General features: G+C 73.7%; 18 protein-coding genes, 1 tRNA gene and 2 pseudogenes. 17 read left to right on the top strand and 4 right to left on the bottom strand.

What is annotated here, in order from left to right; all coding sequences use genetic code 11:
• Nucleotides 1–109: 109 nt before the first annotated feature.
• Nucleotides 110–1,804, bottom strand: coding sequence for a DUF2637 domain-containing protein (locus F7P10_RS13425; RefSeq protein WP_151009640.1), 1,695 nt, complete (start codon nt 1,802–1,804; stop codon nt 110–112).
• 236 nt (nt 1,805–2,040) lie between these two features.
• Between F7P10_RS13425 and F7P10_RS13420 the strand changes: the two genes are divergently transcribed.
• The 8 genes and pseudogenes from F7P10_RS13420 (at nt 2,041) to F7P10_RS13390 (ending at nt 8,578) form a co-directional block, all read left to right on the top strand.
• Nucleotides 2,041–2,772: a DUF6585 family protein gene (locus F7P10_RS13420; protein ID WP_151009639.1), complete on the top strand. Its 732-nt coding sequence runs from the start codon at nt 2,041–2,043 to the stop codon at nt 2,770–2,772.
• A gap of 96 nt (nt 2,773–2,868) precedes the next feature.
• Nucleotides 2,869–3,252, top strand: coding sequence for a YciI family protein (locus tag F7P10_RS13415; protein ID WP_151009638.1), 384 nt, complete (start codon nt 2,869–2,871; stop codon nt 3,250–3,252).
• Nucleotides 3,249–4,520 (top strand): RNA polymerase sigma factor, encoded by a 1,272-nt coding sequence (locus tag F7P10_RS13410; protein ID WP_254716590.1) that lies wholly within the window; start codon nt 3,249–3,251, stop codon nt 4,518–4,520. The genes F7P10_RS13415 and F7P10_RS13410 overlap by 4 nt, the downstream gene beginning before the upstream one ends.
• A gap of 78 nt (nt 4,521–4,598) precedes the next feature.
• Nucleotides 4,599–5,981 (top strand): cysteine--tRNA ligase, encoded by a 1,383-nt coding sequence (gene cysS, locus F7P10_RS13405; protein WP_151009637.1) that lies wholly within the window; start codon nt 4,599–4,601, stop codon nt 5,979–5,981.
• Between the two features lie 62 nt (nt 5,982–6,043).
• A complete protein-coding gene (gene rlmB, locus F7P10_RS13400) occupies nt 6,044–6,952 on the top strand; it encodes a 23S rRNA (guanosine(2251)-2'-O)-methyltransferase RlmB (RefSeq protein ID WP_151009636.1) in 909 nt (302 codons plus the stop codon).
• 77 nt (nt 6,953–7,029) lie between these two features.
• The gene (locus F7P10_RS13395; protein WP_151009635.1) at nt 7,030–7,902 is read left to right on the top strand and encodes an EamA family transporter; all 873 of its coding nucleotides are present in this window, start codon (nt 7,030–7,032) and stop codon (nt 7,900–7,902) included.
• 5 nt (nt 7,903–7,907) lie between these two features.
• Nucleotides 7,908–7,964, top strand: a pseudogene (locus F7P10_RS44300) (hypothetical protein); the annotation flags it as partial.
• A 107-nt stretch (nt 7,965–8,071) separates the two neighbouring features.
• On the top strand, nt 8,072–8,578 hold the full coding sequence (locus tag F7P10_RS13390) for an NAD(P)-dependent oxidoreductase (protein ID WP_218040485.1): 507 nt from the start codon (nt 8,072–8,074) through the stop codon (nt 8,576–8,578).
• A 6-nt stretch (nt 8,579–8,584) separates the two neighbouring features.
• Here F7P10_RS13390 and F7P10_RS13385 read toward each other — a convergent pair whose 3' ends face one another.
• Nucleotides 8,585–8,920 (bottom strand): YciI family protein, encoded by a 336-nt coding sequence (locus F7P10_RS13385; RefSeq protein WP_151009634.1) that lies wholly within the window; start codon nt 8,918–8,920, stop codon nt 8,585–8,587.
• A gap of 123 nt (nt 8,921–9,043) precedes the next feature.
• Between F7P10_RS13385 and F7P10_RS13380 the strand changes: the two genes are divergently transcribed.
• The 3 genes from F7P10_RS13380 (at nt 9,044) to F7P10_RS13370 (ending at nt 10,550) form a co-directional block, all read left to right on the top strand.
• Nucleotides 9,044–9,116, top strand: a tRNA-Thr gene (locus F7P10_RS13380).
• Nucleotides 9,117–9,600: 484 nt separating this feature from the next.
• Entirely contained in the window at nt 9,601–9,906 is a 306-nt protein-coding gene (locus F7P10_RS13375; protein ID WP_151009633.1) for a hypothetical protein, read from the top strand.
• A 74-nt stretch (nt 9,907–9,980) separates the two neighbouring features.
• The gene (locus F7P10_RS13370; protein WP_254716589.1) at nt 9,981–10,550 is read left to right on the top strand and encodes a GNAT family N-acetyltransferase; all 570 of its coding nucleotides are present in this window, start codon (nt 9,981–9,983) and stop codon (nt 10,548–10,550) included.
• A gap of 187 nt (nt 10,551–10,737) precedes the next feature.
• Here F7P10_RS13370 and F7P10_RS44295 read toward each other — a convergent pair whose 3' ends face one another.
• Nucleotides 10,738–11,103, bottom strand: coding sequence for a hypothetical protein (locus F7P10_RS44295; protein WP_254716588.1), 366 nt, complete (start codon nt 11,101–11,103; stop codon nt 10,738–10,740).
• Nucleotides 11,104–11,489: 386 nt separating this feature from the next.
• Between F7P10_RS44295 and F7P10_RS13360 the strand changes: the two genes are divergently transcribed.
• The 4 genes from F7P10_RS13360 (at nt 11,490) to F7P10_RS13345 (ending at nt 16,673) form a co-directional block, all read left to right on the top strand.
• Nucleotides 11,490–11,915: a DUF485 domain-containing protein gene (locus F7P10_RS13360; protein ID WP_254716587.1), complete on the top strand. Its 426-nt coding sequence runs from the start codon at nt 11,490–11,492 to the stop codon at nt 11,913–11,915.
• Entirely contained in the window at nt 11,912–13,570 is a 1,659-nt protein-coding gene (locus F7P10_RS13355; protein ID WP_254716586.1) for a cation acetate symporter, read from the top strand. Before F7P10_RS13360 ends, F7P10_RS13355 begins: the two co-directional genes overlap by 4 nt.
• A 163-nt stretch (nt 13,571–13,733) precedes the next feature.
• Complete coding sequence (locus tag F7P10_RS13350) at nt 13,734–16,262, top strand: S8 family serine peptidase (protein WP_151009629.1); 2,529 nt, start codon at nt 13,734–13,736, stop codon at nt 16,260–16,262.
• Nucleotides 16,263–16,388: 126 nt separating this feature from the next.
• The gene (locus F7P10_RS13345; protein ID WP_218040484.1) at nt 16,389–16,673 is read left to right on the top strand and encodes an SHOCT domain-containing protein; all 285 of its coding nucleotides are present in this window, start codon (nt 16,389–16,391) and stop codon (nt 16,671–16,673) included.
• Nucleotides 16,674–16,676: 3 nt separating this feature from the next.
• Here the strand turns inward: F7P10_RS13345 and F7P10_RS13340 are convergent, their stop codons facing one another.
• Complete coding sequence (locus F7P10_RS13340) at nt 16,677–17,273, bottom strand: MarR family winged helix-turn-helix transcriptional regulator (RefSeq protein WP_151009628.1); 597 nt, start codon at nt 17,271–17,273, stop codon at nt 16,677–16,679.
• Nucleotides 17,274–17,873: 600 nt separating this feature from the next.
• Here F7P10_RS13340 and F7P10_RS43275 point away from each other — a divergent pair.
• Nucleotides 17,874–18,125, top strand: a pseudogene (locus tag F7P10_RS43275) (DUF3263 domain-containing protein); the annotation flags it as partial.
• A gap of 19 nt (nt 18,126–18,144) precedes the next feature.
• A complete protein-coding gene (otsB, locus tag F7P10_RS13330) occupies nt 18,145–18,990 on the top strand; it encodes a trehalose-phosphatase (protein ID WP_254716585.1) in 846 nt (281 codons plus the stop codon).
• Nucleotides 18,991–19,061 lie beyond the last annotated feature (71 nt).

The raw sequence follows: 19,061 nt of genomic DNA, 5'->3' as shown, positions 1-19,061 counted from the left end.
CCGCTGCGGCGGGCTTGTGCTCGCCGGGGACCGGGGCCGGGACGGGCGGCATGGCGCATTGCGGGCGTTCGCTGTCGACCGGGCCTCGGGTGGGGCGGGGGCGGCGGTGTCAGTCGGCGGGCGGGGTGGGGCCGCTGCGGAAGTTGTTGGACGGCGGCGGGTGCGGCTCCCAGCGGTCGTCCGGGTCCTCGACCCCGGCGTCGGGATCTTCGGGACGGTCGGCGTCGGGGGTCTCGGAGTCGTGATCGTCGACGCCGGGGACGGCGATGTCGGGCCTGGTCGTGCGGGTGAGCGGGCGCGCCTCGCGGGGCGGGCGCCCGGCGGCGCGCGCCACCTCGACGTCGGTGGGCAGCAGGGCCGGGACGGGACGCGGCCGCTCCTCGGGTTCGGGTTCGCGCTCGGCGGCGGGCTCATCGGCCCACGTGGGCTCGTACCCCGGCGTGCGCGCGTGCTCCCGGGGCGCCTCGTGCTCCGCCTCGCCCGCGTCCTCCCGCGACGCCTCGCGCCCTTGCGACGATTCGTAGACGGGGGCGGTCTCGCGTGCCGGTGCGGATTCGTGGTCCGGCCAGGGTTCCTCGTCCGCTGCGGCCCCGCGACGCTCCTGCGAAGCCCCCCGCCCGTGCGAGCCCTCGCGTTCCTGCGCGGGGACGTCGGCCCACGTGCGATCGTGCGGCGTGTGCTCGTGTCCGGCGGGGGCCTCGAGCGCCCGGCCGGTCCCGCGCGCGCGCTCGTCCGCGTGCGGGCGCGCGGGTTCGGGCGCTCGGTCGAGCACGGGTTCCGGTTCGTCGAACGGGAACTCGTCCGGTGCAGGGCGCGGAGCGGGGGCCGCTGCAAGGCTCGGGTCGGCCCCCGAGAGCGGGACGATTGCCGCCGGCCCCGGGGGCGCGCCGACCACCGGCCCTGGGGGCGGACCGACCGTCGACCCTCCGGGCGGGGCGACCGCCGACCGCTCGGCCGGCCGCTCGGGCGACCGCTCGGCCGGCCCCTCGGCCGGCCCCTCGGGCGACCGCTCGGCCGGCCCCTCGGGCGACCGCTCGGGCGGCCCCTCGGGCGGCCCCTCGGACAGCCCCCCGAGCGGCTCTCCCGGCGGGGCCTCCGGCACGGCCGCCACCGGCGTCACGCCCGGCAGGATGTCGATGCCGGACGGCCGTGCGGGGCCGTCATCGCCCGGATACTCGCCCAGGTACTCGTCCCGGTACTCGCCCGCGTCACCCGCGAACTCCAGCGCCGGCACGCCACCCGCCTCGCCCGCCTCCCCGGCGGGCGCCTCCAGCGCGGGCAGGACCTTCACGTGGCCGCGCTGGGTCTCGACGATCTCGACGGCCTCGCCCGCCGGGCGCGCGAGCCGGATCTGCTTGAACATCGTGAGCCACAGCCAGACGGCGAGCACCAGCATGACGTGCGGGGCCACGGCGACGCCCGCGCGGACGGGCTCGTCCGGCAGCGGGTCCAGGCCCCACACGGCGTCCTGGACGGCGAGGGCGGCGACGCCCGCGGCGAGCAGCAGGAGCAGGGTCCAGCGCAGCAGCCGCGTCCACCAGCGGGCGCCGCGGGTGACGACGAGCGACAGCAGGGTCATCGTGATCAGGCCGTCGGCCATCGCCGGGTAGATCGGCGCCCAGCGGTCGTCCACCCGTCCGGAGACGGCCAGGTCGCGCAGCGTGTCGTAGGTGAGCGCGAAGGCGCCGGCGGCGAGCGCGGCGACGACGAGCCCGGCGGCCGCGGTGAGCAGCCGGCGCTGGGCCCGGCTGTAGCGTGGGCCGCCGGAGCGGACGGTGACGGACGGGACGCGGTCGGTTGGCATGGCTCTCGTTCCGGGGAGTGCGCCTGGAGGGTGATCTCCAGCGAGGTTAGCCAGCCCGGGCGCTCCGGACTGCCCACTTCACCGTGATCATCTCGCGCTGCGTACGTTATGGGCCTCGACGTACGGTATGGAGAAACGTTCATCAGGGAGGGGCGGTCCCGTGCAGCGTGCAGCAGGTCGCGGGTGCGGGGTGCCCGCGTGCCCGCGGGTCCGGCGTCGTCCGGCGGGGTAGCGCGATGGTGGTCTCCGGGGGACGGCTCGGCGCGCCCGTCCGGACGTTCGACGCCCGTCCGGCCCGCCGCGCCGCGCTGGGCTGGATGGTCGCGTCCGTGCTGGCGACGGCGGCGCTGATCCCGCTCGCGGTGTGGGCGATGGTCACCGCCCGGTGGGGCCTGGGGACGGCCGCGGCGCTGCTGGGCATGTTCTACGCGGGCGCCGCGGGCTGGATCGCCGGACGGGACGGCCTGTGGTCGGGCATCCGCGTGGCGGACCTGCACACGGGAGGCGTCGCGGTCCGTGTGCGGGGCGGCGCCGCCGGGTACGCGTGGGACGAACTGGAGTCGGTCACGGTGTCCGGCGTCCAGTACGGTGCGCGCGTCCGCTGGCGGTTCGCGGTGGTCGCGGCGGACGGACGCGTCCTGCGGTTCGGCGACCCGCTGCCGGACGTCCGGGAGCTCGGCGAGGCGGTCGCCGAGGAGGTCGCGGGACGGACGGTCGCGCGGCACCTGGAAGCGGTCCGGACGGGGGAGATCGTGCGGGTCGGGCCGTTCGCGGTCGACCTGGACGGGGTCGAGAAGGACGGCGAGCGGCTGCCGTGGAAGTCCGTCCAGGACGTCGTGATCGACAACGGGCTGGTGTCCGTGACGGCGCCGGGCGCGACGCTGGCCGCGCTGGCCGGCCAGGTGCCGGACGCGCTCGCGTTCACGGCCCTGTGCGCCGAGGTCGGCGCGCTGCACGAGAATTTCTGAACGAAGTTCGCCGGGAATGTCGAGGACGCGGTCCCGGGTCCGATCCTTCGGTGCCGGCCGCCGAGCACCGGCGGCGCACACAGGAAGGAAACGATCATGAAGTACATGCTGCTGATCCACAACCGGCTCGGTTTCGTCGAGGAGCTGACCGAGGACGAGCGCACCGCGCTGTTCGGCGAGGTCGACGCGATCATGAAGGAGCTCGCGGAGTCGGGCGAGTGGGTCGGCGGGGAGGCGCTGGTCGACCCGTCCGAGACCCGGACGGTCCGCGCGGCCGGGACGGCCGGGACGGCCGGGGCGCCGCCCGTCGTGACCGACGGGCCGTACCTGGAGGCCAAGGAGCACCTCGCCGGATACCTCACCGTCGACTGCGAGACGCTCGAGCGCGCCGTGGAGATCGCGTCCCGCTGGCCGGATCTCCGGTTCGGCGGGTACATGGAGGTCCGGGCGGTCATGGGCGAGTCCGGGACGGAGATGTGACGGCCCCGGGGACGCCCTCTCCGGCGGCGGACGCGACGATCGAGGAGGCGCTGCGGGCGCTCGCGCCGCAGGTCCTGGGCGCGCTCGTCCGGCGGTACGGCGCGGGCGCGTTCGACGCGTGCGAGGACGCCGTGCAGGAGGCGCTGCTCGCCGCGGCCGTCCAGTGGCCGGCGGAGGGCGTCCCCGAGCGGGCGCGCGGCTGGCTGGTGACCGTCGCGGCGCGGCGGCTCACCGACCGGTGGCGCAGCGAGCGGGCCCGCCGCGACCGCGAGGCGGTCGCGGCCCGCGAGGCCCCGCCCGCCGCCGAGCCCGCCGACGCCGACCGGCCCGCCGACCGGGACGACGCGCTCACCCTGCTGTTCCTCTGCTGCCACCCCGCGCTGACGCCGTCGTCGCAGGTCGCGCTGACCCTCCGGGCCGTCGGCGGGCTCACCACCGAGCAGATCGCCCGTGCGTTCCTGGTGCCCGAGGCGACGATGGCGCAGCGGATCAGCCGGGCCAAGCAGAAGATCAAGGCGGCGGGCGCCCGGTTCGTCCCGCCCCCGCCGGACGAGCGGGACGCGCGCGTCCGGGCCGTCCTGCACGTCCTGTACCTGATCTTCAACGAGGGGTACACCGCGACCAACGGGCCCGACCTGCACCGGGCCGACCTCACCGCGGAGGCGGTCCGGCTGGCCCGCGAGGTGCACCGGCTGCTGCCCGGCGACGGCGAGGCGGCCGGGCTGCTCGCGCTCATGCTGCTCACCGACGCGCGCCGCGCCGCCCGCAGCGGGCCCGGCGGCACGCTCGTCCCGCTCACCGAGCAGGACCGGACGCGCTGGGACCGCGCGGCCATCGCCGAGGGCACCGAACTGGTCACCGACGCGCTCACCTGGTCGCCGCCCGGCCCGTACCAGTTGCAGGCCGCGATCGCCGCCGTGCACGCGGAGGCGGAGCACGCGGACGGCACCGACTGGCGGCAGATCCTCGCGCTCTACCGCGTCCTGTCCCATCTGGCGCCGAACCCGATGGTCACCCTCAACGAGGCGGTCGCGCTCGCGATGGTGGAGGGGCCCCGCGCCGGGCTCGACCGGCTCGCCGAGCTGGACGGCGACGACCGCGTCGCCGGGCACCACCGGCTCGCGGCCGTCCGCGCCCACCTGCTGGAGCGGGCCGGCGACCTGCCCGCCGCCCGCGAGGAGTACCGGCGCGCCGCCCGCACCACCACCAGCCTCCCCGAACAGCGCTACCTGCGGGCCCGCATCGCGGGGCTCGCCGGAGACGGATAGCGCGGAGCCGCCCGCGCGGGCCGCGCGGTCTTGCCGTCGTGGCCGCGCGGGTAGTCCCCGATCCCATAACCTGGGCCTGTGAGTCTGCGCCTTTACGACACCGGTACCCGTAGCATCCGCACGTTCGAGCCCCTGGAAGAGGGCCGTGTGGGGATGTACGTGTGCGGTGCCACGCCGCAGGCCGCACCCCACATCGGGCATCTGCGCTCCGGCGTCATCTACGACGTCCTGCTCCGCTGGCTCCGCGCCTCCGGCTACGACGTGACGTTCGCGCGCAACGTCACCGACGTCGACGACAAGATCATCGCGGTCGCGGCGGAGCGGAACGTGCCGTGGTTCGCGATCGCCGAGGGCAACCAGCGCACGTTCAACCACGGCTACGACGTCCTCGGCTGCCTCCCGCCCACGATCGAGCCGCGCGCCACCGGGCACGTCCCGGAGATGATCGTGCTGATGCGGCGGCTGATCGACGCCGGACACGCCTACGCGGCCGAAGGCGACGTGTACTTCGACGTGAAGTCGTGGGCGGAGCACTACGGCGAGCTGTCCAACCAGCGGCTCGACAGCATGCGGTCAGCCGGTGACACGCCCAACGAGAGCCTCAAGCGCGACCCCCGCGACTTCGCCCTCTGGAAGGGGGCGAAGCCGGGCGAACCATCCTGGGAGACGCCGTGGGGCGAGGGGCGTCCCGGCTGGCACCTCGAATGCTCCGCGATGGCGACCAAGTACCTCGGGTCCACGTTCGACATCCACGGCGGCGGCGTCGACCTGATCTTCCCGCACCACGAGAACGAGATCGCGCAGTCCCGCGCCGCCGGCGACGGCTTCGCCCGCTACTGGCTGCACAACGGCCTGCTCACCGTCGGCGGCGAGAAGATGAGCAAGTCGATCGGCAACGTCGTCCTGCTGCCCGACCTGCTCGGCAAGGCCCGGCCTGCCGAGATCCGGTACTACCTCGCCGCCGCGCACTACCGCTCGCTCATGGACTACACCGACACCGCGCTCGCCGAGGCCGTCTCCGCCTACCAGCGGATCGAGGGCTTCGTCACCCGCGCCACCGAGGTCGCGGGCCCCGTCGAACCGGGCGCGATCCCCGCCGCGTTCACGACCGCGATGGACGACGACCTCGGTGTCCCGCAGGCCCTCGCCGTCCTGCACGAGACCGTCCGCGAGGGCAACGGCGCGCTCGCGGACGGCGCCGACGTCCGGGAGCACCTCGCGGCCGTCCGGGCGATGGCGGGCGCCCTCGGCCTCGACCCGCTCGCCTGGACGCGGGCCGGAGACGACGACCTGCGGCCCGTCGTCGACGCGCTCGTCGGCGTCGCGCTCGAACAGCGGCAGGCTGCGCGCGCGCGGAAGGACTACGGGGCGGCCGACGCGATCCGGGACGGCCTCGCCGCCGCCGGGATCGTCGTCGAGGACACCCCCCACGGCGCCCGTTGGGAGCTCAAGAAGGCCTGAGCCCGCGGTCGCCCGGATAAACTGGGACGTTCGATTTCAGCGACGTCGCGAGGGGCAGGACCATGGCCAAGGGCAAGGGCAGGGGACCCACACCGAAGGCCGAGGACCGGCACTGGCACGGCAAGCGCCAGAAGGCCCGGGCCGTCAAGAACGCCAAGCGCACCGGCACGCCCACCGTCGGGCCGGGCGCTCGCAAGCCCGCCGACGGCCCCGCCCGCCCGTCCCGTCCGGCCGGGGCCCGCCGCGCCAACGGCGAGGTGCCCGAGCTGGTCACCGGGCGCAACCCCGTGCTGGAGGCGCTCCGCGCCGGCGTGCCCGGAACCGCCCTCTACGTCACCTCCGGCACCGACGAGCGCGTCCGCGAGGCGACCCAGCTGGCCGCCGACCGCAGGATCCCGCTGCTCGAATCGGGCAAGAACGAGCTCGACCGGCTCACCGACGGCGCCGTCCACCAGGGCATCGCCCTCCAGGTGCGGCCCTACCGGTACGCGCACCCCGACGACTTCCTCAAGGGGACCGCGCCCCTGATCGTCGCGGTGGACGGCATCACCGACCCCCGCAACCTCGGCGCGATCGTCCGCTCCGCCTCCGCGTTCGGCGCGTCCGGCGTCGTCGTCCCCGAGCGCCGCGCCGCCGGCGTCACCGCCGGGGCCTGGAAGGCGTCAGCGGGCACCCTCGCGAACGTCCCCGTCGCCCAGGCGACGAACCTGACCCGGCAGCTCAAGGCGTACCAGAAGGCCGGCTGCTTCGTCGCCGGACTGGACGCGCGCGGCGGCGTCACCGTCGCCGACCTCGAGGTCGCCGCGGGCCCGTTCGTCCTCGTGGTCGGCTCGGAGGGCAAGGGCCTCGGCCGCCTCGTCGCCGACACCTGCGACATGCTCGTCACGATCCCGATGCCCGGCACCGCGGAGTCCCTCAACGCGGGCGTCGCCGCCGGGATCGCGCTCTACGAGGTGAGCCGCCGCCGATAGTTCAACATTAAGAGGCTTGACGTTGAGCACCGGCCATGGTGTTATCTCAACATTGAGATTATCAATGAGGAGACATCATGGCCGTCATCACCGCGCCCCGCGCCCTGAACCCCCGCCTGGGCGACCTCGGCCTCGCCGCGCTCGCCCCCGCCAGCTGGGGCACCACCTACGTCGTCACCACCACGCTCCTGCCACCCGACCGCCCCCTCCTCGCCGCGGCCCTCCGCGCCCTCCCCGCCGGGCTCGTCCTCCTCCTCGTCACCCGCCGCCTCCCCAAGGGCGCCTGGTGGTGGAAGACCGCCGTCCTCGGCATGCTGAACTTCGGCGCGTTCATGCCGCTGATCTTCTTCGCCGCCTACCGCCTCCCCGGCGGCGTCGCCGCCACCATCGGCTCCGTCCAGCCCCTCCTCGTCGCCCTGCTCTCCCTCGGCGTCCTCGGCGTCAAGCCGTCCCGCGCGATCCTCTACTCGGCCCTCGCCGGCACCGGCGGCGTCGCCCTCCTCACCCTCACCGGCGACGCCGCACTCGACCCCCTCGGCATCCTCGCGATGCTCACCGCCACCAGCCTGATGGCGTCCGCGATCGTCCTCGCCAAGAAGTGGGGCCGCCCCGAATCGCCCCTCGTCATGACCGGCTGGCAGCTCACCATCGGCGGCCTCGTCCTCGCGCCCCTCGCCCTCCTCGAAGGCCCCCCGCCCGCCCTCACCCTCCAGAACACCGCCGGCTTCGTCTACCTCGGCGCCTTCGGCACCGCCCTCGCCTACTACCTCTGGTTCCGCGGCATCGACCGCCTCGCCCCGACCTCCGTCTCCCTCCTCGGCCTCACCAACCCCATGGTCGCCACCCTCGCCGGCCTGCTCATCCTCGGGCAGACCCTCACCCCCTGGCAGATCGCCGGCTTCACCATCGCCCTCGGCGCCCTCGTCGCCGGCCAGACCCTCGGAAAGTAGGCCCCATGCGCATCGCCGTCTTCGGCGCCACCGGATCCGTCGGCGCCGCCACCGTCACCGAAGCCCTCGCCCGCGGCCACCGCGTCACCGCGATCGTCCGCACCCCCGCCCCCTGCCCCCGGACTGGTCCAAGCGCGGGGCGGACGTCCGCGGGGTTGGCCGCGGTGCAGTGGTCGAACCTCGCGTCGGCGACGCCACGAACCCCGCGGACGTCCTCGCGGTCGCCGGTCACGACGTCGTCATCGGCGCCACCCGACCGCCCCAGGGCCACGAGGACGCGCTCCTGCACGCCACCGAGACCCTCCTCGCGACCCTTGCAGGGACGAACGTCCGGTTGCTCCTGATCGGGGGCGCCGCCACGCTCCGGATACCCGGCACCACACGAACCGTCCTGCAGTCGCCGCTCGTCCACGACTCCTTCCGGGGGATCGCCGAGGCGTGCGCGTCCCAGCACGCCCGATGCCTCACCGAGTCCCGGACCGACTGGACGTACGTGAGCCCCCCGGCCTCCCTCATCCCCGGACCTCGCACCGGCCGGTACCGTCTGGGCGCCGACGAACTCGTCGTGGACCCTGCAGGCGACTCCACGATCTCGATCGCCGACCTGGCGGTGGCCGTCCTGGACGAGGTCGAACGTCCGAAGCACACGCGGTGCCGATTCACGGTGGGGTACTGAGGGGCCTCAGCGCGGGGTGTTGACGGGCCGAACCTCGATCGGGAGCCCCGTGACCTGCGCGTACCGTGCGGCCACCGACAGCGCCGCGTCCCGGTCCTCGGCCTCGATCGCCACGATCCCCCCGACGCACTCGTCCGCCTCCGCGTAAGGTCCGTCCCGCGCCACGCACTCGTCACCGCGCATCCGCACCACCGTGCTCTCCCGCGGCTGCTCCAGCCCCGCCCCGAAGATCCAGTGCTCCGACAGCTCCAGATCCCGCCGGAGCTCCCTCAACTCCGCCATGATCCGCTCCAGCTCGTCCGGCGGCGGCGCCTCGCCCACGGGCTGGATGATGTTCAGCACATACCGCTCCACACTGCCCCCTTCGAACCGGCCGACACCTCCCACGTCCCCGGCTCGCACCCGTCCAACCCGATACGGCCGCGCACACCCGCGCCGCGTCGGCTACCATGCGGGACGAGCCGCGCCGGCGTAGCTCAATTGGCAGAGCATCTGTCTTGTAAACAGAAGGTTAGGGGTTCAAGTCCCCTCGCCGGCTCCCACGTCAAGGCCCCCTTCCGATCCCGGAAGGGGCCTCTGCATTGGCGATAAACAGCCGCAAAGTACAGCTACGGCGACGAACGTCCGCCCGACCCCAGGTGATCCCCGAGCCGCTTGAGCGCCGCCCTGGTGTCGTCGTCCGGGCAGCGCTGTCGATCTGGCGTCGGGTCGGATGGGCGGTGCGGACGTGCATGGCGTCCCAAGGGTGTTCGGAGACCTGCGCAGGCGTTGGGGCCAAGGTGTCGCTGGCCGTGGGCAGAGGGGACTTGCGGGGTGGCCGGTATCGGGATCCGGTGGGTGCCCGGGACGCTTCGGTCGTGCGAGGGTGCTCGTTGGTTCGGGGGCTTGGCGCCCGGCATCGATGGGTCATGCCGTATTGGTTATGGATGCAGGTATTGGACGTGTTGGCGGGGGTTCGAGGAGGCTCGGTGCCGTGGGCGAGCAACGGCTCGCCGATCGGTCTTTCGAACGTAGGAGCAGCCATGCCCGTCTTCGTGATCTCGTACCAGGTGGCCGACGAGGGGGTCGCCGAGGTGTCTGCGGCGGTCGAGAAGGCCTTCGCCGCCGTGGACGCGCGCCGGCCGGAGGGCATCCGGTACGCCTACTTCCGGCGGGCCGGCGGCACCGAGTTCGTCGCGTTGCTGGAGATTCCCGAGGGGGCGGAGAACCCGCTGCCCGGCATCGCCGAGGCGCGCGCATTGCAGGAGACCGTGGCCCGGTGGGTCGTCGGACCGGTTCCCGCACCTGAGCCCTTCGAGGTGCTCGGAGCCTACGGCGTGTTCGGCTGACCGGGAACGCGCCCGGTTCGTTCGTCCACGGTGGTCGGTACCGGATATGCCGGATGCCCGGTACCGTCCCGTCCGTGAACGATGCCTTCATGGCAAGCCGACCGGATGCTTCCCGCCGTGTGCTCCTGCGCCGTCTCACCAGCCGTGATCAGGGTGAGTTCCTCGACCTCGTGAGTGTCAGTGCAGGGCTGCACCGTCCGTGGGTTTCTCTTCCGTCCACTCCCGAGCAGTTCCAGGCTTATCTCGCGCGGTACGAGCAGCCCGATGAGGAAGCGGTGCTGATCTGCCTAGAGGGTGGGGCCATCGCCGGTGTGGTGAACGTCAACAGCATTATTCGAGGGCGCCTTCAATCTGGCTCGCTCGCTTATGCCGCCTTTGCGCCCATGGCGGGCAAGGGCTACATGACCGAAGGTGTGAAGCTGGTGGTGCGCTATGTCTTTGAACGGTTGCGGCTGCACCGGCTTGAAGCCCAGATCCAGCCGGGTAACCATGACTCCCTGAAGCTGATCCAACGGATCGGCTTCCGCTATGAGGGTTATTCGCCCGAACTTCTGTTCATTGACGGAGCGTGGCGAGACCACGAACGGTGGGCGATCATCAGCAGCATGCCTACGGAGGCGCGGACAATGCGGCCAGAACGTTAGCCAGCGGTTCGAGGGCGGTGGCTCGATCGGCGGCGTGCGTAGTGTGCCGTGAGAGCCAGGACGAGCGGTCCCCAGAGGAGGAGGGGGGCGTAGCAGACGTTCATGATCAGGCCTGCCGTGTCCTGCGGGAACTCGGGGTTGGACAGCGGGCCGCCCGGGATCAGGGCCAGGGCCAGGCACAGGCCGGTCACCGCGACGCCGCCGACCGCGCCCGGCACGATGCCCGCGAGGGGTGGGACCCGCCGGTCGCCGAGGAACGGGACCCATCGCGGCAGGCGCTCCCCCATGGCCGGACGAGTCCGAGGGTGAGGAACGCCGCGGCCTGGGACGCCACGGTCAGGACCAGGACGTACACCATGATGTCGGTCCCGGTGTACATCTCGCCGAGTTCGCCGGTGAAGCCGACGTCGGCTCCGAACCCGAGGGCCGTCCGCCAGATGCCCGAGGGCACCGTGCAGAGGACGGTGATCCAGGCGCACCAGATAGCCCAGCGGGGGACGTCCCGCGGGGTGGTGTCGCTTTCCGTCGGGGGCATCGATCGCGTCGCGGTCATCGCGTTCTCCGTGCGGCCGGGGGTCGGTACCCGTCCAACGATCACGAAGGCGCGGGGCTCGGTGATCCCCCGGTGCGGTGAACCGGCTCCCTCCTACGGAGGACCCGGCACGTGGTCGACGGCCGTGGGACGGGAACGTCAGGCCGTGGTCGGCGGGCGCTCTGGTTCGGTGGCCGAAAGCGGCCAGGCGGGGCGGTGGGCAAGGGATTGTTCTTGTTCTCGTCAATAGCGCAACGGCGATCTTGCTCCTTTGGTCTCATGGTGTCGTCAAATCGATACATAGAGTCATGTCGCGGATAGGGGGCCGGATGGTCGGGGGAAAGGGCGCGACCGGACACCGGGGGACTGAACGGGGCAGAAGGGTTCCTCCGGGCCGTTACGCGCCGGTGGCGGGGGACGAGCGGTTCCGGCTGCTCGACCGCAGGTTCCGCCGGGTCGTGGCCGTCGGCGCGGGCGGTTTCCTGGGCTGGTACTTCCTCTATGTCGCCCTGTCGGCGTTCGCGCGGGGGTTCATGGCGCGGCCGGTGGCCGGGCACGTCAACGTCGGGATGCTGCTCGGCGTCCTGCAGTTCGCCTCGACGTTCCTGCTCGCCGCCGCGTTCGTCGCCTACGCGCGGCGGCGGCTCGACCCGCTCGCGGACGAACTGCGCGCCGAGGCCGACGGGTCCCCGTCCAGGCCGTCCGGACGGACGGGACGGGACGTGCCGCCGCCGCCCGTCGACCTGTCCGCCCCGCCGGTGCGGGCGGCGGCGCCGGTCGCGCCGCGCGCCTCGGACGGCCGCTGGGACGTCCGGATGGGAGAGGCGCGGTGACGGAGCTGACCTTCGGGGTGTTCGTCGTCTTCGTCCTGATCACTCTCGGCATCACGGTGTGGGCGCGCGCCAACACGCGGGGAGCGGACGACTTCTACGCGGGCGGACGGAAGTTCTCCGGCCCCCAGAACGGGATGGCGCTCGCGGGCGACTACATGTCCGCGGCGTCGTTCCTCGGCATCGCGGGCCTCATCGCGCTGTCCGGATACGACGGGTTCCTGTACTCGATCGGGTTCCTCGTGGCGTGGCTGCTCGCGCTCCTGCTGGTCGGCGTGGTGCGCAACGCCGGACGGTTCACGCTCGCGGACGTCCTCGCGCAGCGCGTCCGGCGGCAGCCCCCGGTGCGGCGCGCGGCGGTCGTGTCCACGGTCACGGTGTCGGTCTTCTACCTGCTCGCCCAGATGGTCGGCGCCGGGGCGCTCGTGTCGATGCTGCTCGGCGTGCACCCCGGCGAGCGGTTCCTGGGGATGCCCGCCGGCCTCGCCGAGACCCTCATGATCGTCGTGGTCGGCGTGCTGATGATCTGCTACGTCATGTTCGGCGGGATGAAGGGCACGACCTGGGTGCAGATCGTCAAGGCCGTGCTGCTGATGGCGGGCTCGGTCGTCCTGACGGTCCTGGTGCTGAGCCGGTTCGGGTACAACCCCAGCACGATGCTGGGTTCGGCCGCGGACGCGAGCGGGCGCGGCGACGCGTTCCTGCGGCCCGGACTCCGCTACGGGCAGGACGTCGAGGGCGACGCCTACCGGACGATCATCGGCAAGCTCGACTTCTTCAGCCTCGCGCTCGCGCTCGTCCTCGGCACCGTCGGGCTGCCGCACATCGTCACCCGGTTCTTCACCGTGCCGGACGCCCGCGCCGCGCGCACGTCCGTGTCCTGGTCGATCGGGCTCGTCGGCGCGTTCTACCTGATGACGCTCGCGCTCGGGTTCGGCGCGGCCGCCCTCGTCGGACGCGAGAAGATCGTCGCCCAGGACCCGTCCGGCAACACCGCGGCGCTGCAGCTCGCGCACGCGGTCGGCGAGCACGTGGCCGGTCCGGTCGGCGGCGACGTGCTGCTCGCGTTCATCGGCGCGGTCGCGTTCGCGACGATCCTCGCCGTGGTGTCGGGCCTGGTCCTGGCGTCGTCGACGTCGCTGGCGCACGACTACTTCGGCCAGGTGCTGATGTTCGGCCGCCCGCGCGAGTCGCAGGAGGTCGCGGTCGCGCGGGTCGCCGCGTTCCTCGTCGGCGCGCTCGCGATCGTCCTCGCGGTCGTCGCCCGCAACCTGAACGTCGCGTTCCTGGTGGCGCTGGCGTTCGCGATCGCCGCGTCGGCGAACCTCCCCGCGATCGTCCTGTCGCTGTTCTGGCGGCGGTTCAACTCGACGGGCGCGGTCGCCGGGATCTACGGCGGCCTCGGCAGCTCGCTGGTGCTCGTGTTCTTCTCGCCGGTCGTTTCGGGGAAGACCGACCCGGTCACCGGACGGAGCCTGTCGTTGTTCCCCGCGGGGGTCGACTTCCACCTGTTCCCGCTGGAGAACCCCGGGATCGTCGCCGTCCCGATCGGGTTCGCGTGCGCCGTCGCGGGGACGTTCCTCTCCCGCGAGAAGGCCGATCCGCTCCGGTACGACGACCTGTCGGTGCGCTCCCTCACGGGGGCCGGTTCGCACTGATCGTCCGGTCTCGAGAGCGAAGCGCCACCGCGCGTCCCGGGCGGGCCGTTCCGCCCCGCCCGGAGCGTGCCCTAATGTGCCGTGTGCCCGGGGCCCGCGAAGATCCCGTGGCACAATTGGCTCGCCGTGGAGCACGGTCGACACCGGGAGGAGGTGCGGCAGGGTGTCCCAAGCCGGTCGGCACCGATCCCGGCGTGCTCGTCCGGCCCTGCGCCCGGCCGTCCCGATCCCGCGCCCGGCCCCGCGGGCGTGGCCGCGATCGGCGCGGACGACCGCCGCACTCACCGTCCTGACCCTGGCCGCCGCCGTGACCGTCCCGTTCGCGACGGCCCCCGGCGGCCCCGCCCGCACGTCCCGTCCCGTCCAGGGCGCCGCCGCCGGAGCGCCGATCGCCGCCGCCGACCAGATCCGGGCCCGCGAATGGCACCTGGAGACGGTCCGTGCGCAACGGGCGTGGAAGTGGTCCACCGGGCAGGACGTCACCGTCGCCGTGCTCGACACCGGCGTCGACGCGAACCACCCCGACCTCGTCGGCAGCGTCGCCGAGGGCCCGGACCTGACCGGCGGCGGACGGCCGCCCGGGAGCCGCTACTGGGGCCTGCACGGCACCTCGATGGCCAGCATCATCGCAGGTCACGGCCACGGCAACGGCAACTCCGAGGGGATCATGGGGGTGGCGCCGCGGAGCCGGGTGCTGTCCGTCCGGGTGACGCTGGAGAACGACGACCCGCTCCGCCGCGACCAGCAGCAGACCGGGGACGGCGACGCGATCGCGCAGGGCATCCGGTACGCCGTCGACCAGGGCGCCCACATCATCAACATGTCGCTCGGCGGCGGCCAGCAGTACTACAACGGCACCCCGGCGCAGGCGAGCGCGATCCGGTACGCGCTGAACCGGGGCGTGGTCCTGATCGCGTCGGCCGGCAACGACGGCGCCACCGCGAACCGCAAGAACTTCCCCGCCGCCTACCCGGGCGTCATCGCGGTCGGCGCCCTCGACCGGCGGCTCCGCCTCTGGGAGGACAGCAACCGGCACTCCCACGTCTCGGTGTGCGCCCCCGGCGTGGACATCGTCAGCGCCGACAACGGCAAGGGCTACGTCGTCGGGACGGGCACGAGCGCGTCCTCGGCGATCGTCGCGGGCGTCGCCGCGCTCGTCCGCGCCCGGTACCCGAAGCTCACGCCGGACGAGGTGCGGCGCGCGCTCGTCCAGGGATCGCCCGCCCGAGCCGGCCACCCGACCGGGTTCACCGGCTGCCCGGGCACCGTCGACGCCGTCCGCACCCTCCTCGCCGCGCACAGCCTGAACAAGGTCTCGACCGGCCCCGTGCAGACGCCCACGGCGTCTCCGACCCCGGAACCGGTCGCGGAACCGGAGGACGGGGGCACGGGCATGCTGCTGCCGATCGTCCTCGGCGGCGGCGGGGTACTGATCCTGCTCGGGGTGGTGCTCGGCTGGCGGCAGCGCGGACGGCACGAGGACGACGACGACACCATGCCCGAGTACGGACTGATCGCGCCGCCGCCCGAACCCGCGCCGCGCACCCCGCCTCCGCCTCCGGCGGCACCCGCCGAGGACGCCGTGCCGGGCCCGGTCAACGCGCCGCTGTGGCAGAACACCCAGGTCCAGCCGCCGCCCGGCTACACCGACCCCGGCGTGCCCGTGCGCTTCGAACCCCGCCCGGTCCCGGACACGCGCCCCGCGGACGCCCCGCCCCCGTCGATGCACGGACACGACTTCGCGGCGGGCCTCCGCAACACCGCCGCCACCACACCCAACGGCACGGCCGGCAGCACCCCGACCGACCCGCGCGACGGCGCGAGCCCGCGCGGGGGTGCGAGCCCGCGCGGGGGCTCCGGCCCCTGGGAGGACGCCGATCCACGGGACGGCTCCGGTCCGCGAGATGGCTCGGGCTCGTATGTGGGTACCGGGTCGCTCGGGGGCTTCGGTTCTGGGCAGGGCGCCGATCCGCGTGGGCACATCGATCCACGGGATGGCTCCGGTCCGCGGGATGGCTCGGGCCCGTACGTGGGCACCGGGTCGCTCGAGGGCTCTGGCTTCGGGGAGGGCGCCGATTCGCGTGGGCACGCCGATCCTCGCGAGGTCGCCGATCCACGTGGGCACGCCGATCCTCGCGAGGTCGCCGATCCTCGCGACGGCTCCGGTCCACGAAACGGCGGCAGTCCGTACGTGGGCACCGGCTCGCTCGGGGCCTTCGGTTCCGAGCAGGGAACCGACCTGCGTGGGCACGCCGGCCCCCGCGACGGCACCGGCCCTCGCGACTGCACCGACCCACGAAACGGCACCGACCCGCGGGACGGCGCCGGTCCGGCTCAGGGTGTCGGGGACGGCGGGGCAGGTGGGGACGGCGGGGACGGCGGCGCCATCCGGGAAGGCGGGGCCCGCGAGGATGCCCGGGCCGGCGCGGGCGCCGGGGAGGCCGGGGAGATCCCGATCTTCGACGACGAGGCCTGGGAGCGGTTCCGGCGGAGCGCCCTGCAGGGGACGGGGATGCTCGACACCTCGCCGCAGCCGGCCGTCCCGACGCCGCTGCCGTCCGGCCGTCCCGCCGACGCCGCCTTCGGCGACGCCGCCGCCGACACCGACGCGGGCGAGGTCCCGCCGGACGGTACGGGCTCCGTGCACGCGCCGGGCGAGGACGACCAGGAGTACCGGCCGCCCTGGTGGTGAGCCCCGGTCGCGGCCAAGGCCCCCGGACGGTACTCCGGCGGGCGTAGGGCGGGAGTCTCCGGGCGGGCGATGACGGTCCGCGAACCCGTCGCCGAGCATCGAACCATCCGATGAAACAGGAGGTCGATGACCATGTGGACGACGCTTGCGACGCAGATGCACCCGGGCGGATGGGGCGGGGACGCGCCCGCGTTCTGGCCCGTGTTCCCGGTGATGTTCGGGCTGTTCTGGCTCGCCGTCCTGGCGACCGGGTTCTACTTCCTCCGGCGCCGCGTGACCGGGGGCGGCGCGCAGCGCGGCGGCGACCCGCTGGGCCAGGCGCGGACGATCCTCGCCGAGCGGTTCGCACGCGGCGAGATCGACGAGGACGAGTACCTCATGCGGATGTCGGCGCTGCGCACCGACGCGTGAGCGTCACTCCGCGCCGGCCTCCTCGAAGATCCGTCCGATGCCGTCGTCCGGGTACATGGGCGCCCGGACGGCGGCGGCGTCGGCGAAGCGGGTGAGCAGCCGCGCGAAGTCCGCGCGTTCGGCTTCGGTCCAGCCGGACATCAGCTCGTCGTAGTAGGTGCGGCGAAAGCGGTCGGCGACCTGCTTGACCCGGACGCCGGCGTCGGTGAGCCCGAGGTTGGCGCGGCGCGCGTCGACGGGGGAGGGACGGCGCGACACCAGTCCGGCGTCGATCGCGTGCCCGACCAGCCGGCTGGCGGTGGACGGGTCGACCTCCAGCCGTTCCGCGACGGCCCCGACGGTGATCTCGGGGCCGCCGTCGTCCTCGCTCGCGGTGTGCAGCGCGGCGACGGCGTTGACGACCATCAGGTTGGACAACTGCAGGGGACGCCCGTCGGGGCCCGCCGCGGTCTGCGCGCGGACGCGCTTCATCAGGTCGGGTTTCGCCCAGATGCGGCGCAGGTGGAACAGCGCCCCCGCGATCTCGGTGAGGTGCTCGTCGGGGACGTCGCGTTCGGACGACTGGGCGGGCCGTTCGGTGGCGGTGGTCTCCGTCGACATGCAGTGGTCTCCCGTTCGGTCGGCGTACCGTCAACCCTAACGGATGTACCGTGCACACGATCTTTATATGAGCCTTATCTCGCCCCGGTGTTTCCACTGGGGCCGCAGTGTCGTCCGGGGACACGGGCAAATGAAGATCTCCAGGTGAGCGAGGTTGTGATGCACTGAAACGGCGGTGGCCGGTTCCGCGCGAACCGCCGGTGGCCGTCCGTGCGGACGCGTACCATGGCACCCTGCCGAACCGGACGACCCGGGATCAGTGACCACAGAGGGGATCTCATGTCGGCGGCAGACACCCCCCGTGACGCCCTCCGACTGGACGTGAGCATGGACGATGGTGCCCCCCCGCGGCGCGTGACCGACGACCCCGAAGCCGCCTCCGAGTCCGGGGTCCCCCGGCCCCGCGCCCCCGAGCGCGACACCGCCGAGCGCGGCGCCGTCCCGGGGCCGCGCGCCCCGGAGCGCGAGCCCGGCGACGAGGACGCCGACCCGCCGGACACCGACACCCCCGGCCCCCTCGCGAACGAGGACGACGACCCCCTCGAGGGCCCCCTCGGGGACGACGACCCCCTCGCGGACGACGACGCGGCGTTCCCGTCCGGCGGGCTCTCCGCGCGCGACCGCCAGATCCTCGCCTTCGAGCGGCGGTGGTGGAAGTACGCGGGGGCGAAGGAGCAGGCGATCCGCGAGTTGTTCGACATGTCGGCGACGCGGTACTACCAGCTGCTGAACATCCTGATCGACCGGCCGGAGGCGCTGGAGTGCGACCCGATGCTGGTCAAGCGGCTGCGCCGGATGCGGTCGCAGCGGCAGCGCAAGCGCGCCGCGCGCCGCCTCGGCATCCGGCCCTGACCCGGCGACACTGGTCCGCGTGACTACTCCCCGCTCCGCGCGACGACTCGACGAACGGCCCGTGACGCCCCTCGGCGCCGAGGGAATCGATGCCATCCGGGACGATCCCGGACGGTCCGTGCTCGCCTTCGACTTCGACGGGACGCTCGCGCCGATCGTCGCCGACCCCGCGGCGGCCCGCGCCCACCCCCGGGCCCCCGCCGCCCTGGCCCGGCTCGCGGCCCGCGCCGGCGCGGTCGCGATCATCACCGGACGGCCCGCCGCGATCGCCGTCGAGTACGGCGGGTTCGCCGGGATCGACGGGCTCGTCGTGCTCGGGCAGTACGGGATGGAACGGTGGGAGTCGGGCGAACTGGTGACGCCCGAGCCGCTGCCGGGCGTCGCCGAGGCGCGGGCGAAGCTGCCCGGCGTGCTGGCGGCGGCCGGGGCGCCGCCCGGGACGTTCGTCGAGGACAAGGAGCACGCGCTCGTCGTCCACACGCGGCGGTGCGCCGAACCGGAGGTCGCGCTCGAGCGGCTCCGCAGCATCATCGCGGCCCTCGCCGAGCGGACGGGCCTCGCCCTCGAGCCCGGACGGTTCGTCCTCGAACTTCGGCCGCCCGGCATGGACAAGGGCGTCGCGCTGCGCTCGTTCGTGGCCGACCGCGGCGAGCGGCCCTCGGCCGTCCTGTTCGCGGGCGACGACCTGGGCGACCTCGCGGGGTTCGGCGCCGTCGAGGCGCTGCGCGGGGAGGGCGTGCCCGGCGTGACGGTGTGCAGCGGGTCGAACGAGGTCACCGAACTCGCCGAGCGCGCCGACATCGTCGTGGACGGCCCGGCCGGCGTCATCGACCTCCTCGACGGCCTCGTGGACGGTCCGGCCTAGGCACGTTCCCGCTGTCTGCGAGTGATAAGAGCTTCGCCCGCTTTTGTTGGATCTCGCTCGACTACGGGGTC

Source organism: Actinomadura sp. WMMB 499 (assembly GCF_008824145.1).
Classification (GTDB): Bacteria; Actinomycetota; Actinomycetes; order Streptosporangiales; family Streptosporangiaceae; genus Spirillospora.
The sequence above is the reverse complement of the archived record's forward strand: the minus strand, read 5'-3'. Positions and strand labels throughout refer to the sequence as shown.

Excerpts from the sequence above, each read along its gene's own strand:
- F7P10_RS13420 (WP_151009639.1), top strand. The coding sequence starts at position 2,041 with ATGGTGGTCTCCGGGGGACGGCTCGGCGCGCCCGTCCGGACGTTCGAC.
- F7P10_RS13415 (WP_151009638.1), top strand. The coding sequence starts at position 2,869 with ATGAAGTACATGCTGCTGATCCACAACCGGCTCGGTTTCGTCGAGGAG.
- F7P10_RS13345 (WP_218040484.1), top strand. The coding sequence starts at position 16,389 with ATGACCATGTGGACGACGCTTGCGACGCAGATGCACCCGGGCGGATGG.
- F7P10_RS13425 (WP_151009640.1), bottom strand. The coding sequence starts at position 1,804 with ATGCCAACCGACCGCGTCCCGTCCGTCACCGTCCGCTCCGGCGGCCCA.
- F7P10_RS13375 (WP_151009633.1), top strand. The coding sequence starts at position 9,601 with ATGCCCGTCTTCGTGATCTCGTACCAGGTGGCCGACGAGGGGGTCGCC.
- F7P10_RS13340 (WP_151009628.1), bottom strand. The coding sequence starts at position 17,273 with ATGTCGACGGAGACCACCGCCACCGAACGGCCCGCCCAGTCGTCCGAA.
- F7P10_RS13395 (WP_151009635.1), top strand. The coding sequence starts at position 7,030 with ATGGCCGTCATCACCGCGCCCCGCGCCCTGAACCCCCGCCTGGGCGAC.
- rlmB (WP_151009636.1), top strand. The coding sequence starts at position 6,044 with ATGGCCAAGGGCAAGGGCAGGGGACCCACACCGAAGGCCGAGGACCGG.
- F7P10_RS44295 (WP_254716588.1), bottom strand. The coding sequence starts at position 11,103 with ATGACCGCGACGCGATCGATGCCCCCGACGGAAAGCGACACCACCCCG.